This window comes from Flavobacterium sp., assembly GCF_027484705.1.
Classification (GTDB): domain Bacteria; phylum Bacteroidota; class Bacteroidia; order Flavobacteriales; family Flavobacteriaceae; genus Flavobacterium.
Genome location: NZ_JAIXSL010000010.1, coordinates 44,219 through 60,048, shown reverse-complemented (window position 1 = coordinate 60,048; position 15,830 = coordinate 44,219). Strand labels below are relative to the sequence as shown.

Below are 15,830 nucleotides of genomic sequence, written 5' to 3'. Positions count from 1 at the left end.
TTACTTTTTTTTAAAAGTGGTTTTCGTAATCAATTTGTTTTGATGAATGATGTTGAGTTCGTAGTCGCCTTTTTCCATCTTATTAATGTTGATGAAGATTTTATTGGAAGGCAATGCATCAATTTCCGCTTCGTATTTGCTTTTCTTTTGAGGCATCTGAATAAGATCAATATTAGAAAACGGACATTAAAATTTTTACTAAATGCCCACTATCGCCGCTATTTTGAGGTGGATTGCTATAAAAACCGAATTGCAATATTTTATCTCTCGTCAAACTAGTCGATCCCGGAATATTGGGTAAACTTGTAATTAGTCTTGACATTGGTAATGTCGGTGATAATTGGATGTTCGAGTAGTATGTAGCAAAATCATTCATCTTGTGTGCCGTACGTAAATTAGAATTCGATGTGAAACCGATTCGTCGCTCAGCAATAGCAGATTCCCCCGCAACAAAAACTACAAAAATGCCCGATGTACGCTCTTGGTTTACAATAGCTTCATTAAAATTGGGCACAAAAGAACTGTCAAAAACATACGGAATTACACAATTCGGAAGGCTAGTATCACTAGCACTTGCTCGATTAAAAACTAAAGCTTCAATTCGATTTAAAGTGCTAACGTCAGCACCGTTTTGCATGGTGACAACGTTGGTAACAGTTCCGCCTCCGGGCCGGTTTTCAAACATTTTTAATCGAACAGAACCAAATATTTTTCTACAGTCATTATTGTGGATGTTCGTTGTAAAACCCTGAAATTGTACTCGAATAAAATCAGCACGTTCCGCTTTGATCGTTATAGGACACAAGGCATATAAAGTGAGACTAGGGCGATTGCCATATATCATAACCTCGTCATTGAATTCATTACAGGTATTGATGTAAGCCACGTAACCGGGTTGTACTTTTACCGAGATTGTTTTGTAGCCCGGTGTGTTGGGAATGGGTAAATTAACAGTATTCGTGGCGCCGGTAACGATTGTTCTGACGCCGCCATAATTGGCTTGGGTATAGATCTCAACCCAAGGGTCAAGTACGGTTTCTGAGTTTAAACTTTTCTTTGAAATGGTATTCCCATAAAGACTAACAAAGCCCAATAATAACGCAAATTGTAGTATTGTTTTTTTCATAATATAGATATTTGGTTCATGAATAAAGCAAATATCATATAAACCCAACAGCAGCACTATGAAGCATGTAACAACAGTTATGACTTATGTAACATCGAGTTACAAGCCAATAAAATAGGGGGTTAAGGAAGCGAAATTATTTATGATTATAATCGCTCGGAGTACATTGATAGATTTCCTTGAAGCATTTCGAGAAATACGACACATCATTAAAACCCACCGTGTAAGCAATTTCAGAAATGTTGCCGTTGCCTTTTTTAAGTAAATCTGCCGCCACTTTTAGCCGTTCATTTCTCAAAAATTCAGTGGCTGAAACCCCCAAAAGTGATTTTAATTTTCGATGCAATTGCATGCGACTCATGCCAACAGCACTGGCAAAATCTTCCGATGAGAATTCTGAATTGGAGAGTTCTTTCTCAAGAATCTGTTGCAGTTTCACAATAAATTTCTCTTCAACAGAGTTGATGACGATATCTACAGGTTTTAAAACCAATTCTTGACTGTATCGCAAATGCAATTTTTTGCGCTCGGCAATCAATTGATTTACGGTGGCTTTTACAATTTCGTTGTTGAACGGTTTGGTTAAAAAAGCGTCGGCGGTACTTTTCAATCCATCCAAATGCGCTTCATCGGAGGTTTTAGCCGTCAATAAAATTACAGGAATAAAGGAAGTCAACTCATTGTTTTTGATCGCGGCAGTAAATTCAAAACCATCCATTTTAGGCATCATCACATCCGAAATGATGCAATCTGGAATTTCTTTTTGAGCCAATTGTAAAGCTTCTTCACCGTCTTGCGCTTCAATAATTTGATAGTCGTTCTTAAAAATGTCTCTTAAAACCGCTCGGATTTCATTATTGTCATCTACAATCAACAAAACCGGAATTTCGACATCCTCAGCAATTGAATTTTGAACAGTGATGTTTTCAGCTTTTGCCGGAATCACCACCGCATTCTCATTGGCTTCACTCAGAGGTAAATGCACTATGAAGGATAATTCGCCGCTTTCCATTTTGGTTTCAATGGTTCCTTGATACAAATCGACCAACTCTTTCACCAATGCCAAACCAATTCCGATGCCTTGCTGGCTTTCGTTTTTCTGATAAAAACGTTCAAATAATTTAGGCAAATCCTCTTTTTTGACATCGCTTCCTGAATTGGAAACTACTAACTTTAAATTGGAATTTTCTACAGCAGCGCTAAAAGTAATTTGTTCGTTTGAAGGCGTATATTTAAAGGCATTCGATACTAAATTCATTACAATTTTTTCGATGACGTCTTTGTCAAAAGAATTGTTTTCGCTCCTTTTTTGAATATTCGACGTGAACATCATGCCTTGCTCTTTCGACTGAAACTCAAAAGATTCAACAATGGAAGCTAGAAAAGTACTTATGTTTCCCTCTTTTAAAATAAGCTTTAGGTTGCCGCCGTCAATTTTAGAAAGTTCGAGCAGTTGATCTACTAATTCTAGCATTCGTGAAGCATTGGTGTCAATCAATCGCAATTTGTTTTTTTGGTTGCTGTCGGATGTTTCACCCAACATACTTTGAACAGGACTTTTGATCAGAGTTAACGGCGTTCGGAATTCATGTGAAATATTGGCAAAGAAACGCGATTTCAATTCGTTTAACTCCTTTAATTTTTCGGCTGTTTTAATTTTATTTCGGTAGCCATAAAACAAACTTCCTCCAATTAAGACCAGTAAACCGAGTAAACCGATATAAATAAATTTTTGTTTTTGAGCCAGTTCGTTTTGAGTGGAAAGCAGTTTGATTTGTTGTTCTTTTTTCTCGGTTTGGTATTGAGCTTCAAGTTTATTAAGGTTGTCTAAATTGGTTTTCTTTTTTAAAATGGCGTCAAAGGAATCTCTTATTTTTAAGGTTTTATAGGCTAAATCTAATTGATTTAATTTTTCATATACTTTAACTTCGGAGCTTAGTAATTCTAAATAAACGGGTGATTCTTTGTCGTCGATTAATAATTTCTTGGCATCATTAATTTCTTTTATGGCCTCATTCGTATTCGCTTTTGAAGCATCAATTAATGCTAAATAAGATAATATTTGTGCTAATCCGTAATCATCGTTTCCTTCATACAATGCTTTGGCTTCCATCAGATATTGTTTCGAAACATCATAATGGGATTGTTCATAATTTAGAATGCCCATATAATAAGCACTCGATGCAAAATACTCGGGGTAAAAATTTTTCTTGAAATAATGATAACTCTTCGTGATATACGGATGGGCAGCCTTATAATTTTTAAAGTCAGTCTCTATAACACCCCGGTGCAAAGTAATCGCCATAATATTAAGGGAATCAGTCGACTTGCTGATGATTTTATAGGCTTGATGGACATAGAACTGCGCTTTCTCGTAATTTTTCAGTTCTTTATAAACCTGTGCAATATTGTTTGTGATGGAACTTCTAAAAGAGACACTTTCGGGATAGTATTTTTCTAAAAAACGTGTTGCATCAAGGTAATCCTGAATGGCAGCGTTCAAAAAACCTTTTTTATAATCCAGAATTCCTTTAACGAAATACATTTTATCATAATCCGCTTGGGGTTCAAATTCTTTAACTTTTTGAAATAAACGATTCAAATTAGTTTCAGCATCTTTAAGCTTTCCGTCATTCAAATAAAACTGAATGATCCAATTTTTAGCATTTTGATAATATTTATAATCCTTTTTTAATAGGCTTTTTTCTGCTGATTTTTCCATGTAGAGCACAGCGTTTTTCAAATCACTTTTTTGATTGTATAAATGGCCTTTATAATACAATGCTAAGTATTCACATTTCGGACATTTCCCGTTTTTATTTTTATTAATTAAAGCAGCATAGAGCTTTTCAAATTCGGAGGGCTGGTTTAAATAGGCGGATAAAAGTACATCATAAGCAGCAAATTTTTGTTCTTCAGGAATTTTAGAAGCTATAATCGTTTTTAAGGAATCAATTCCTTGATCGCTTTGAGCAAACGAAAAACTCGAAATAAAAAACAAAAGAAGTAGTGATTTTTTCATGTATGAAGTTGTAAAAGCGTAAATCTATACAATGTTATTAAAATAAAAGCTACTTTTTTATATGTTATGTAACATTTTTAGGTTACAATAGCGTATTCTTTTTTTTGCTTACAGTTTGTCCTGCAACGTTTTAATCTCATTACGATATTTTGCGGTTTGCATCAAGTCTAAATCTTTATCGCTACTTATTTTGATGATTTCAGTTCATATACAAATTAAAAATTGTTAGTTTTTTGATTCATCATTTCTTTAAGATAGCTTAATACATAATTGATTTTGCTAAATGAATGTTTTTTTTATATTTGAATGGTATAACTAATAATGATCATATCATGACAACACAAGAAATAGCAACCAGACTGTTTGAATTGACTTCAACCCACCAACACGAATTAGCCTACAATGAATTGTTCTCAGAGGACGCTTTAAACATTGAACCACCACATGCACAAGGAATGCAATCTGTAAAAGGATTGGCGGCCATCCGAGCAAAATCTGAAGGTTTTAATGCTGGTATTGAGGAAGTGCATTCCGCTTACAACCACGAGCCAAAAGTTTTCGGACCGTACATTTTTATGGAAATGGGCATGGACGTCACCATGAAAGGAATGGGACGAATGGACATGAGAGAAATGTGCAAATACGAAGTGAAAGACGGAAAAATAATTAGTGAGGAATTCTATTACTAATCCAATTTTCCTTGCAAGACTTTGATTTCATCACGGAATTTCGCCGCCTGCATAAAATCCAAATCTTTCGCCGCTTTTTCCATGGCTTTGCGTTTGTCGCGGATGCGTTTGTCGATTTCGGTTTTCGATAAGTATTCGGTAACCGGTTCTGACGCTTTCGGGGCTACATAGCCCAATTCGTAATCAATCAGCGGAATTTTGGTGAACGCGCTTTCGATTTTCTTGTTCAATGCCATCGGAACGACATGATGTTCCTTATTGAAATTGATCTGTTTCGTTCGGCGGTAATTCGTTTCGTCAATGGTTTTCTGCATGCTCACGGTGATTTTGTCCGCATACATAATCGCTTTTCCGTTGAGGTTTCGCGCGGCACGGCCAATCGTTTGCGTCAACGAACGGTGGCTTCTTAAGAAACCTTCTTTGTCGGCATCTAGAATCGCCACAAGCGACACTTCAGGTAAATCCAAACCTTCGCGCAATAAGTTCACACCGATCAAAACATCGAAAATGCCTTTTCGCAAATCCTGCATGATTTCGATGCGCTCCAAAGTATCGACTTCCGAATGGATGTAACGGCAACGGATGTTCACTTTCGTCAAATATTTTGCGAGTTCTTCGGCCATTCGTTTGGTCAAAGTTGTCACCAGCACACGCTCATCGATTTCAGCGCGTTGTTGGATTTCCTCAATCAAATCGTCAATCTGATTCAAACTCGGACGGATTTCAATAATCGGATCGAGCAAACCCGTCGGACGAATCACTTGCTCCACATAAACGCCATCAGTTTTCTGCAATTCATAATCAGCCGGAGTGGCCGAAACATAAATCACCTGGTTTTGCATCGATTCGAATTCCTCGAACTTCAACGGGCGGTTGTCCATTGCGGCGGGCAAACGGAAACCATATTCTACTAAGTTTTCTTTTCGACTTCTGTCGCCGCCATACATCGCATGCACTTGTGAAAGCGTGACGTGGCTTTCATCAACCACCATCAGATAATCTTTCGGGAAATAATCGAGCAGACAGAACGGACGCGTGCCGGGCAATCGGCCGTCAAGATATCGTGAGTAGTTTTCAATACCGGAACAATAACCCAATTCGCGAATCATTTCTAAGTCAAAATTGGTGCGTTCTTCGAGTCGTTTGGCTTCGAGGTTTTTTCCGATTTCATTGAAATAAGTGACCTGTTTCACCAAATCCTGCTGGATTTCCCATATCGCATGCTGCAGTGTATCCGGCGAAGTCACAAACATATTGGCGGGATAAATATTCAATTGTTCAAATTTATCGACGACTTTCGAATTCTTGACATCAAAACTTTCGATTTCTTCAATCTCATCACCAAAAAAATGAATTCGGTAACCGTCATCGGCGTAACTCGGATAGATTTCGACCGTATCGCCCTTAATCCTGAAACTTCCGGGACTGAAATCAGCTTCTGTCCTTGAATACAAACTCTGCACTAAAGAATGCAACAATTTGGTTCGCGAAATGAGCTGGTTTTTTACAATCGGAATGATGTTATTTTGAAATTCGGTCGGGTTTCCGATGCCATACAGACACGAAACCGAAGAAATCACAATGACGTCGCGGCGCCCCGATAATAAGGATGACACGGTCGACATTCGCATTTTTTCGAGCTCTTCGTTGATGGACAAATCCTTTTCAATGAAAACGCCAGTTACGGGCATAAACGCTTCAGGCTGGTAATAATCGTAATAGGAAACGAAATATTCGACGGCATTGTTCGGAAAAAACTGCTTGAACTCGGAATAGAGTTGTGCCGCTAAAGTTTTGTTGTGCGCCAAAACTAACGTTGGTCTTTGCACATTTTCGATAACATTGGCTACCGTAAAAGTTTTTCCGGAACCCGTTACACCTAATAAAGTCTGGTATTTCTCGCCATCGATAATGCCTTGTGCTAGTTTTTCAATCGCTTGCGGTTGGTCGCCTTTGGGCTGGTAATCGGAGATGACTTGGAAATTCATTTGGAGTTGCTGAGTTACTGAGTTGCTAAGTTAACAAAGTTTCAAGAAAAATTAAGCGAATTTCCAATCGCGTTGTTGCGTTTGTGTCAAGAATGTCCAGGTGACGATGCGGCTGTTTTTTTGCCCTTGCGCCATGTCGATGGTTTTGATTTCCGAGGCGTTGACTTTCTGTAACGTTCTGTAAATTGAGGTGAGATTGTCTTTTTTGGAAACCAAAGTCGTAAACCAAAGGACTTGGTTGGCAAATTTGACGCTTTCGAAAATCATTTGCGTGATGAATTTGATTTCACCGCCGTCGCACCACAATTCGGCATTTTGACCACCGAAATTCAAAACCGGTTTGACACTTTTGGCGTTTTGCAGCGTATTGATTTTTCTGAGGTTCGCTTTATTGGCCTCAGCTTGCGACGCATGAAAAGGCGGATTGCACATCGTAAACGCAAATCGGTCTTCGGGCAAAATGATATTTTTAAAAATGAATCTCGGTTCGGTTTGCAGTTGCAGGCTTATCGCATCAATCAGTTGCGGGTTTTGGCTGATGATTTTCTTGCAGTTTTGCAATGCTTTCTCATCGGTGTCCGTGCCGACGAAACTCCATTGGTAAAGCGCGGTTCCGAGTATCGGGTAAATGCAGTTTGCGCCGATTCCGATATCTAAACCTTGAACCGTTTCAGAAGTCGGAATCGTACCATTATTGCTTGAAGCGAGTAAATCTGCAAGGTAATGGATGTAATCCACACGCCCAGGAATCGGCGGGCATAAATAAGTCGTAGGAATATCCCAAAAGCGGATCTTGTAATTAGAAATCAAAAGTGCTTTGTTGAGTTGCTTTACGGCTTCGGAATCACTGAAATTAATAGTTTGCGTTTTGTATTGGTTCGTGAACACGAAAGGTTCAAGTTCCGGACACACTAAAATCAGGGCCTCAAAATCATAGCCGTTTCTATGCGCATTTCTCGGATGCAAATGGGTTTTTTCTGTAGGATTTTGGGCTTTCATCGAAGTAAATTAGCCGCAAAGATAGCGAACCTTATTACAGAATACTGTTGATTTTAGCATATTGCAGCAACATGATGGTTTTCGCGTCTTTGATTTCACCGGAAGCAATCATGTCGTAAGCTTGGTCGAAAGGGAATTCAAGCACTTCGATATTTTCCTGTTCGTCAGCCACGCCACCGCCATCATTGACTTTCATGTCTTTGGTATATTCACCGACAAAAAAATGGACGATTTCAGTCACGGAACCCGGCGACATATAGACTTCAAAAATTTTGCGGACATCATTCACATGATAGCCCGTTTCTTCTTCGGTTTCGCGTTTGATGCAATCCTCGGCGTTGTCTTGGTCTAACAATCCGGCGCAGGCTTCAATCATCATTCCGGTTTCGTTACCATTGAGATAAGTCGGCATGCGGAATTGTCTGGTCAGGATTACGGTTTTGTTGGCTTTGTTGTAGAGTAGAATTGTAGCGCCATTGCCGCGGTCATAAGCTTCTCGCACTTGTGTTTCCCAGCTGTTGTCTTTTTTTTGATAATCGAAAGTGATTTTGCGCAAAGTATACCAGTTGTTGGCGAGCACTTCGGTGTTGGTGATTTTAATGTTCGGATTTGACATGAAAGATGGATTTGATGGAATCTTAACGAAAGTAACTATTGAAAATTGCTTTGCGAAATAAATGATAAAAAAAAGATAAAAAGTGTTGGCTTGGTGCTAAAAACTATAATTTTATCGCCGGAATTGCAAATCGGTTTTACTTTATAATGAGAACATTCAATCAGATTAGGACATTGTTATTTTGCTGCATATCTACAGTTGGATTGGCACAGGGCGAATTCCTCAATCACTCCAATTCCATTGCCCCAAAAGGCAGCAGCATGAGTGCGCCAAAAACCTTTACGCCTTCAGTGTTTACGCCAAATGCCAAACCAAAACCGAACAATACTTCATCGATTCTAGAGGATAAAAAATTACAATTTGCACAGAATAACAATTTTGCGAACCCTGGCGATTCCTATAAGGAAAAGCTCAACAACAGTTTGCAGGAAGGCGGGCAGGACAATAAAATTTTCAGAAAAGACGAGTATTTCGGGGAATACAAACTCAAGGCCGATCACGTCAAAATTACCTACCGCGATTTTGGTTATGTCGATGGCGACCAAATCAAACTTTTAGTCAACGGAAGCGTGATGATTTCTGAAATCACGTTACAAGGTGAAACCAGAAGCATCGAACTCGGGCTCGAAAAGGGTTTCAACAAAATCGAATGCGAAGCGCTCAACGAAGGCCTTTCGGTTCCGAATACGGCAGAATTTCAAGTCTTTGATGATAAGGGCAACCTCATTACGATGGGGCAATGGAATCTCGCCACAGGCTTTAAAGCCTCGTTTATGATTCTCAGGGAATAATAAATTCATAGCCATTGCGACCTTACCTTAAATATATGCTGTTCGGAATTTTATTCCTGTACGTGCTGTTTTGCCAGTCGTGTATGACGATGCGCCTGTCTTCCAAAGAAACCCATAAGTATTTCGATACTTTAAAAATCCCTTTCGTTAGTAAATCCCTTAAAGTCGATGCGCACGAAATCCATTACCTGCAGACTGGAAATGCTGACAAACCCACTTTGTTTTTTGTACACGGATCGCCCGGAAGTTGGGATGCGTATAAAAGTTACTTAAGCGACACGCTGCTTTTAAAAAAATACCGCATGATTGCCATGGACCGCCCGGGTTTTGGCTACAGCAATTTTGGCGAGGCGGAAGATTTACCCACGCAGGCACAAATTCTCGAAAAATTCATCACGCAAATTGACAACCATCAACAGATCGTTTTGGTCGGACATTCATTAGGCGGGCCAGTGATTGTAAAAATGGCGACTGACAATCCGGTTTTGTTTCAACATTTAGTGATTTTGGCTGGTGCCGTCGATCCTCGTGCTGAAAAACCTGAACGCTGGCGTGGCGTTATCATGTCAAAACCGCTTCGCTATCTGATTCCGGGTACTTTGCGTACGGCGAATGATGAATTGTGGTGGTTAAAAAGCGACTTGGTGGCTATGGAACCTGACTTAAAGAAAATCACAGCCGATGTCGTCATCATCCATGGAACCCAAGATCCGCTCGTGCCTTACCGCAATATGGCGTTTATGAACAAGGCTTTTGTAAAAGCAAAATCGATTCGGAATATCTCGATTGAAAACGCCAACCACTTTATTCCTTGGGAACATTTTGATTTGATTCGCGATGCTTTATTGGATTTGAAAATCTAATCTATACACTCCATCAAAAGCAAATCGCCTTCGCTGTGGCTGATGGTGACGATGCCATCTTCAGCAACGGCATTGCTGCTTCCGGTGCGATAACCCATCATCAAGGATTCGTCATGCAACGGATAGACTAAATTCTGCGTGGTGATGCCATCGACTTGCCCAATCGGAATCAGTGAAATAATCGTTTCTTTTGGATACCATTTCTGAAAATACTTCGGCAACACAAATATTTTGGAATGGTCGTCATGGATCACAATCTTAAGACTGTTGCGATAACGCACAATATTCGTCAGGTTCGTAATCGTATGGTCGGCACGGCGTCCGGTAGCCCAAATGACATTTGCTGCTGGAATCTTCCTTTGGATTAAATAATCGAAAGCTTTTTCGAGATCGGTTTTGTCCTGGTTCGGAGCATGGACGATTTCAATCGGGTATTGTGATTTTAGGAATTCCTCAGGATTGAAACCGCGGTCGAAATCGCCGAGTAATACATCGACTTTGATGTTGAGGCCGATGACGCGTTCGATGGCCGAATCCAAAACGATGACCAATGGTTGCCATTCGAGCAGTTGGCCGAGCAATTCGTCATTACAGGCGGCGCCGTTGGCTATGATGAGTGCGGGTTCCTGGTCGTCGCGGACTATGTGGTGGGAAGACATTTATTATTTTGAATTATAAATTATAAATTTTGAATGTCAGTAAAGATAACGAAATGTGTCAAAATAGCACGATGCCATAGCCCGGATGGCACCGGAAAACAAAACCGCGTCTTGGCCATTACTTTGGTTGGTTTGACAAAGCGCCCGAAGGAAGCTCTTGGCAAGCCTTACCATTGTGGGCAAGACGCGGTTTTTTTGTAGGGAACAGCCGGATCAGCTGCTGAAGAGACTGTGCGACGATAAGATTGCAAGACTGTAAGATCGAATGGTGTTATCTTGCAGTCTTATATCTTAAAATCTTTTACTGAATCGTGTAATTGCGCGTATCGACTTCACTGAGCCTGAAATAGCCGAGCGCGTAATTGTCGAAATTCGTCTGATTCACAAGGTTGCCACGCACGGTTGCGGGAGGCGATTGGAACGGGCCGCCGCCATTGCTTCCGGCGACACTCAGCAATACATTCATGTAGTTATAGTACGATCTTGAGATGCCATAATGCGTGATTTCAACATTGTCACCGACGCTTAAATCATCATTATCCGTAACGCTGAAAAAAATGTTGCCGTTGTAGAATCGGTCTTCATCGACATAATACTGCAATTTGGTCTGATTTGAATATTTGAACTTGAACATATAATAATTTTCCTCTAAAATCGGGTCGTTGTAATACGTACGGATTTCGATGTCCTCGCCTGTGATGCCGCCGTCATTTTTTTGCTCGAGGCTTTGAATCGGCGTTACGGGTTTTAAAGTTTCGGTAGCCGTGTAAGTTTGTCCGTTGCTGATGACCGTAAGCGTATACGTTTCGTCGAGTTGCGGGATGAAATTCGTGCAGACGTATTCGCCGCTGTTCGGGATTTCAATGAAATCGAAAACCGTATTCACGCTGTTTTTGATGTAAACCGTCGCGCCTGAAACCACAGGAATCGTTTGGCTGTAGTAATCTGTGGTTGTGGTCAGTTTGATTTTCTGTTGGTCACCCGCGCTGCCTTTATACCAATTGATTCCGGCATCGACGACAAGCCTTGGTTTTTCGGTTTTGAGCGGAACATCGACGACTTCTTCGCAGCTGTGCAGGAAGAATGAAAAAAGGATTGCGGTGATGATATATATATTCTTCATAATACTTAAAATTTAAAATTATAACTGACGGCTGGAATGAATCCGAAGATTGAGGTTTTTACAGCTTCGTTGATGCCGGTATCGACATTTTCGCGGAACGCAATCGAAGCGGCATTTTTGCGGCCATAAAGGTTGTAGATACTGAACACCCATTCGCTTTTCCAGTTTCGGTTGGCGTTTTTATGCGGCGTTAAAGTAGCGGAAATATCGAGGTGGTGGTACAGCGGCAATCGGTTTTCGTTGCGCAACCCATAACTCGGCACGTTGATGCCTTGGTATTCGTATTGTCCGGTCGGGTAAGTCACAGGTTGTCCGGTTTGCAGGGCGAAGTTGGCGCCGAAACTCCATTTTTTGGTCAAGGTGTAATTTCCTGTGACGGCGACGTTGTGCGTTTTGTCATACAGAGAATTATACCATTCGCCATTGTTGATTCCGGTTTCCGAAGCGTTTCTGCCCGGCGTTTGCTGTTGTGATTTGGATAAAGTGTAAGAAATCCAACCCGTGAGTTGTCCTTCGTTTTTGCGCAACATGACTTCGAGTCCGTACGAACGCATGCGGCCGTTGAGGATCACTTGCTCGATGGCTTCGTTGGCGATCAGGTTTGCGCCGTCGATGTAGTCCAGACGGTTCTTGATGGTTTTGTAAAAAGTTTCTACTTCAAGCGAGTACTTTTCATCGCTGAAATTTCTGAAATAGCCCAAAGCCACTTGGTCGGCAATCTGCGGTTTGATAAATTCGTCACTAGGCGTCCAGACATCCAAAGGCGTAGGCGATGAAGTGTTCGAAAGCAATTGTAAGTATTGCACCATGCGGTTGTAGCTTGCCTTAACTGATTGGTTGTCGTCGAGCTGGTAAGCGATTGAAGCGCGCGGTTCGAAGTTGCTGAAATCGGCGATGGTTTTGTTTTTCCCGTAATGCACCGAACCTGTTGGCTTAGCTTTTTCATAAATCTGCTGTTCCTGATTGAACACGACCGGATTGTTGTCGGCGTAAGTATTTACATTCGATTCTCCCAAACGGTAAAACAAGCTGAAACGCATACCATAAGACAACGAGATTTTTTTGGAAAGGTTTTGTTCGACATCAAGGTAAGCTGCGGGCTCGAAGGCATTTTTCTTTTCGAGTTGTTTGTAATTGATGCCCGAATCGCTGTTGAGCGGTTTGACGGTTCCGGGATTGAAATCGTAATAAATCGCATTCACACCATAATTGAGCTTGAAATTGTCGCTGATGTAATTCTTGAAATCGTATTTGATGTTGTAATTCTTGATGCCCGAATCCCAGCGCAATCCGATGAATCCTAAATCCAATCCGTAATAATAATCGCTGTAGATGAGCGATAAGTTCGAGAACAATTTATCCGAGAACAAATGGTTCCAACGCAGGTTCAAAGTGGCGTTTCCGTATTTGTTCGTAAAACTTTTCTGGATGCTGAACACGTCGCGACCGAAATAACCCGACAAATACAAATTGTTGTTCGGGTTGAGTTTGTAACTCAGTTTGGTATTGAGGTCGTAGAAATATGCGGTATTGTCTTTTTGCTTTTCGTTGAGTTTTAAAAACAAATGCGCATACGAAGCGCGGCCGCCAATCAGGAACGAACCTTTGTCTTTCACGATCGGGCCTTCGGCGAGCAAGCGGCTTGAGATGACACCGATTCCACCATTCATATGGAATGCTTTGCTGCTGCCGTCTTTTTGATAGATATCCAAAACGGAAGAAGCACGACCGCCGTAACGCGCAGGAATGCCGCCTTTATAGAGTTTTAAATCTTTAATTGCATCAGGATTGAATACTGAAAAGAAACCGAACACGTGCGAGGAATTGAAAATATTCGCCTCGTCAAGCAAAATCAGGTTTTGATCTGCCGCACCGCCACGCACGTTGAATCCTGAAGCGCCTTCGCCTGCATTCGTCACACCGGGCAATAGTAAAATCGATTTCAAAACATCGACTTCGCCCATCACGACCGGCATTTTTTTGATCGCGGCAATCGAGAGTTTGTTGACGCTCATTTCGGCTTTACGGATGTTCGTCGCTTTGCGGTTGTCGGTGATGACGACTTCCTGCAATTGCTCTTCAAAGCTTGAAAGTTTGTAGTTGTTCTTGATGTTTTTGTCAAGATTGATTGTTTCAGTGATGGTCTGGTAACTCATGTAACTGATCTGAAGGGTGTAGTTTCCTTTCGGAATCGTAATCGAATAAAAACCATATTCGTTGGTTGTGGTTCCTGATTTGAGTTCGGGAATGTAAACGTTGACGCCAATTAAGGTCTCGTTGTTTTTGGCATCGGTGATGGTGCCGCTGATGGTGAATTTTTCTAGGCCCGGGTCTTCAGGCGAAATCCCTTTTTGTGCCCATACGCTGTTGATGAACAGCACGAATAAGAACGTTGTTAAATAAGTTACTTTTGAAATCATTTGATTAATGTTGGTTTTTTTGATTTTTTTTCCGCGCTCCAAACACATATGCTTGGTTCGGGTGCTTTCTAAGTCCGACTAAAATAGCCTTTGTTACTAACGCGGTTGTTAAAGAAATGTTATTTTAAAGTACATTGATTTTTGAAAACAAAAAAGACAACTGGAAACAGTTGTCTTTCGTGATTGAATTTTGAAAAGCTTACGCTAGTTTCTTGTCTAAATTTTCTTTGATGGCTTCTAAGAAACCTTCTGTAGTCAGGTAATCAGCGCTCGTCAATCCTTCCGGTTTTACAAGCATCGCCAAATCTTTGGTCATTTTTCCGCTTTCTACGGTATCGATGCAAACTTGCTCTAAGGCCAAACAGAAATCAATTAATGGTTGGTTGTTGTCGAGTTTACCCCGGTGTTCCAAGCCGCGTGTCCAGGCGAAAATAGAAGCGATTGGGTTGGTTGAAGTGGCTCTTCCTTTTTGGTGTTCTCTGTAATGACGCGTTACGGTTCCGTGCGCCGCTTCGGCTTCTACGGTTTTTCCGTCCGGCGTTACTAATACAGAAGTCATCAATCCTAATGATCCGAATCCTTGTGCTACGGTATCGGATTGTACATCGCCGTCATAGTTTTTACAAGCCCAAACAAATCCGCCGTTCCATTTCATGCACGAAGCGACCATGTCGTCAATCAATCGGTGTTCGTAGATCATGCCGTTGGCTTCGAAATCGGCTTTGTAGTGTTGTTGGTAAACTTCCTCGAAGATATCTTTGAATCGTCCGTCGTAAGCTTTAAGAATCGTGTTTTTTGTAGAAAGGTATAACGGCCATTTTTTCGTCAACGCCATCTGGAATGAAGAATGTGCAAATCCGTAAATGCTTTCGTCGGTGTTGTACATCGCCATCGCCACGCCATCGCCTTCAAAATTGTACACTTCCCACGATTGTGTTTCCCCGGCTTCGTTGGTAAAGCTCATCGTCAGTGTTCCTTTTCCTTTGATTACGGTATCCGTCGCTTTGTATTGATCGCCAAAAGCGTGACGCCCAATAACAATCGGTTTCGTCCAGCCTTGCACATATCTTGGAACGTTGCTCATGATGATTGGCTCTCTAAACACAGTTCCACCTACAATGTTTCTGATGGTTCCGTTCGGGGATTTCCACATTTTGGAAAGGTTGAATTCTTTGACGCGTTCTTCATCGGGCGTAATCGTCGCACATTTGATTCCTACGTTGTATTTTTTGATGGCTTCTGCCGAATCGATCGTGATTTGATCTTTGGTGGCTTCTCGGCTTTCGATGCCTAAGTCGTAATATTTGATGTCTAAATCTAAATAGGGAAGAATTAATTTTTCTTTGATAAAAGTCCAGATAATTCGAGTCATTTCATCGCCATCCAATTCTACTACCGGATTGGCTACTTTAATTTTTGCCATTATAAATCGTTTTTGGGTTTTGTGTTTTTTGTGGAGACAAATATAGTAAAATCAAGTACATACAATGAAGTTGGCTGGCGAAATCGATTGATTTATCGATTTGTCATTTTA

At 40.9% G+C, this 15,830-nt stretch carries 13 protein-coding genes; 3 read left to right on the top strand and 10 right to left on the bottom strand.

Annotated elements, in window-relative coordinates:
* The 3 genes from Q0058_RS05540 to Q0058_RS05530 form a co-directional block, all read right to left on the bottom strand.
* Window positions 1-156, bottom strand: a complete 156-nt coding sequence (locus Q0058_RS05540) for a hypothetical protein (protein ID WP_298221750.1) — start codon at window positions 154-156, stop codon at window positions 1-3.
* 16 nt (window positions 157-172) lie between these two features.
* Complete coding sequence (locus Q0058_RS05535) at window positions 173-1,126, bottom strand: hypothetical protein (protein ID WP_298221749.1); 954 nt, start codon at window positions 1,124-1,126, stop codon at window positions 173-175.
* Between the two features lie 136 nt (window positions 1,127-1,262).
* Window positions 1,263-4,148: a response regulator gene (locus tag Q0058_RS05530; protein ID WP_298221748.1), complete on the bottom strand. Its 2,886-nt coding sequence runs from the start codon at window positions 4,146-4,148 to the stop codon at window positions 1,263-1,265.
* Between the two features lie 332 nt (window positions 4,149-4,480).
* On the opposite strand from Q0058_RS05530, the gene Q0058_RS05525 reads away from it, so the two are divergent.
* Window positions 4,481-4,837, top strand: coding sequence for a nuclear transport factor 2 family protein (locus Q0058_RS05525; RefSeq protein ID WP_298221747.1), 357 nt, complete (start codon window positions 4,481-4,483; stop codon window positions 4,835-4,837).
* Here the strand turns inward: Q0058_RS05525 and uvrB are convergent.
* Genes uvrB through nudK form a run of 3 tightly spaced genes read right to left on the bottom strand, consistent with a single transcriptional unit; the run spans window position 4,834 to window position 8,440 of the window.
* The gene (uvrB, locus tag Q0058_RS05520; protein WP_298221746.1) at window positions 4,834-6,825 is read right to left on the bottom strand and encodes an excinuclease ABC subunit UvrB; all 1,992 of its coding nucleotides are present in this window, start codon (window positions 6,823-6,825) and stop codon (window positions 4,834-4,836) included. The two genes, Q0058_RS05525 and uvrB, sit on opposite strands and share 4 nt — an antisense overlap.
* Window positions 6,826-6,876: 51 nt before the next feature.
* On the bottom strand, window positions 6,877-7,824 hold the full coding sequence (rlmF, locus tag Q0058_RS05515; RefSeq protein WP_298221745.1) for a 23S rRNA (adenine(1618)-N(6))-methyltransferase RlmF: 948 nt from the start codon (window positions 7,822-7,824) through the stop codon (window positions 6,877-6,879).
* A gap of 34 nt (window positions 7,825-7,858) precedes the next feature.
* A complete protein-coding gene (gene nudK, locus Q0058_RS05510) occupies window positions 7,859-8,440 on the bottom strand; it encodes a GDP-mannose pyrophosphatase NudK (RefSeq protein ID WP_298221744.1) in 582 nt (193 codons plus the stop codon).
* Window positions 8,441-8,586: 146 nt separating this feature from the next.
* On the opposite strand from nudK, the gene Q0058_RS05505 reads away from it, so the two are divergent.
* Together Q0058_RS05505 and Q0058_RS05500 are read left to right on the top strand one after the other, a co-directional pair.
* A complete protein-coding gene (locus Q0058_RS05505) occupies window positions 8,587-9,231 on the top strand; it encodes a hypothetical protein (protein WP_298221743.1) in 645 nt (214 codons plus the stop codon).
* Window positions 9,232-9,266: 35 nt separating this feature from the next.
* The gene (locus tag Q0058_RS05500) at window positions 9,267-10,094 is read left to right on the top strand and encodes an alpha/beta hydrolase (RefSeq protein ID WP_298221742.1); all 828 of its coding nucleotides are present in this window, start codon (window positions 9,267-9,269) and stop codon (window positions 10,092-10,094) included.
* Here the strand turns inward: Q0058_RS05500 and Q0058_RS05495 are convergent.
* The 4 genes from Q0058_RS05495 to Q0058_RS05480 form a co-directional block, all read right to left on the bottom strand.
* On the bottom strand, window positions 10,091-10,753 hold the full coding sequence (locus Q0058_RS05495) for a thiamine diphosphokinase (protein ID WP_298221741.1): 663 nt from the start codon (window positions 10,751-10,753) through the stop codon (window positions 10,091-10,093). The genes Q0058_RS05500 and Q0058_RS05495 overlap by 4 nt on opposite strands.
* A 301-nt stretch (window positions 10,754-11,054) precedes the next feature.
* On the bottom strand, window positions 11,055-11,876 hold the full coding sequence (locus Q0058_RS05490) for a DUF4249 domain-containing protein (RefSeq protein ID WP_298221740.1): 822 nt from the start codon (window positions 11,874-11,876) through the stop codon (window positions 11,055-11,057).
* A 5-nt stretch (window positions 11,877-11,881) separates the two neighbouring features.
* Window positions 11,882-14,296: a TonB-dependent receptor gene (locus tag Q0058_RS05485; protein ID WP_298221739.1), complete on the bottom strand. Its 2,415-nt coding sequence runs from the start codon at window positions 14,294-14,296 to the stop codon at window positions 11,882-11,884.
* A 199-nt stretch (window positions 14,297-14,495) separates the two neighbouring features.
* The gene (locus tag Q0058_RS05480) at window positions 14,496-15,719 is read right to left on the bottom strand and encodes an NADP-dependent isocitrate dehydrogenase (protein ID WP_298221738.1); all 1,224 of its coding nucleotides are present in this window, start codon (window positions 15,717-15,719) and stop codon (window positions 14,496-14,498) included.
* Window positions 15,720-15,830: the final 111 nt, after the last annotated feature.

What these genes read in the sequence shown, in the direction of transcription:
- Q0058_RS05540 (WP_298221750.1), bottom strand. Translation starts at nt 156, where the DNA reads ATGCCTCAAAAGAAAAGCAAATACGAAGCGGAAATTGATGCATTGCCT.
- Q0058_RS05535 (WP_298221749.1), bottom strand. Translation starts at nt 1,126, where the DNA reads ATGAAAAAAACAATACTACAATTTGCGTTATTATTGGGCTTTGTTAGT.
- Q0058_RS05530 (WP_298221748.1), bottom strand. Translation starts at nt 4,148, where the DNA reads ATGAAAAAATCACTACTTCTTTTGTTTTTTATTTCGAGTTTTTCGTTT.
- Q0058_RS05525 (WP_298221747.1), top strand. Translation starts at nt 4,481, where the DNA reads ATGACAACACAAGAAATAGCAACCAGACTGTTTGAATTGACTTCAACC.
- uvrB (WP_298221746.1), bottom strand. Translation starts at nt 6,825, where the DNA reads ATGAATTTCCAAGTCATCTCCGATTACCAGCCCAAAGGCGACCAACCG.
- rlmF (WP_298221745.1), bottom strand. Translation starts at nt 7,824, where the DNA reads ATGAAAGCCCAAAATCCTACAGAAAAAACCCATTTGCATCCGAGAAAT.
- nudK (WP_298221744.1), bottom strand. Translation starts at nt 8,440, where the DNA reads ATGTCAAATCCGAACATTAAAATCACCAACACCGAAGTGCTCGCCAAC.
- Q0058_RS05505 (WP_298221743.1), top strand. Translation starts at nt 8,587, where the DNA reads ATGAGAACATTCAATCAGATTAGGACATTGTTATTTTGCTGCATATCT.
- Q0058_RS05500 (WP_298221742.1), top strand. Translation starts at nt 9,267, where the DNA reads ATGCTGTTCGGAATTTTATTCCTGTACGTGCTGTTTTGCCAGTCGTGT.
- Q0058_RS05495 (WP_298221741.1), bottom strand. Translation starts at nt 10,753, where the DNA reads ATGTCTTCCCACCACATAGTCCGCGACGACCAGGAACCCGCACTCATC.
- Q0058_RS05490 (WP_298221740.1), bottom strand. Translation starts at nt 11,876, where the DNA reads ATGAAGAATATATATATCATCACCGCAATCCTTTTTTCATTCTTCCTG.
- Q0058_RS05485 (WP_298221739.1), bottom strand. Translation starts at nt 14,296, where the DNA reads ATGATTTCAAAAGTAACTTATTTAACAACGTTCTTATTCGTGCTGTTC.
- Q0058_RS05480 (WP_298221738.1), bottom strand. Translation starts at nt 15,719, where the DNA reads ATGGCAAAAATTAAAGTAGCCAATCCGGTAGTAGAATTGGATGGCGAT.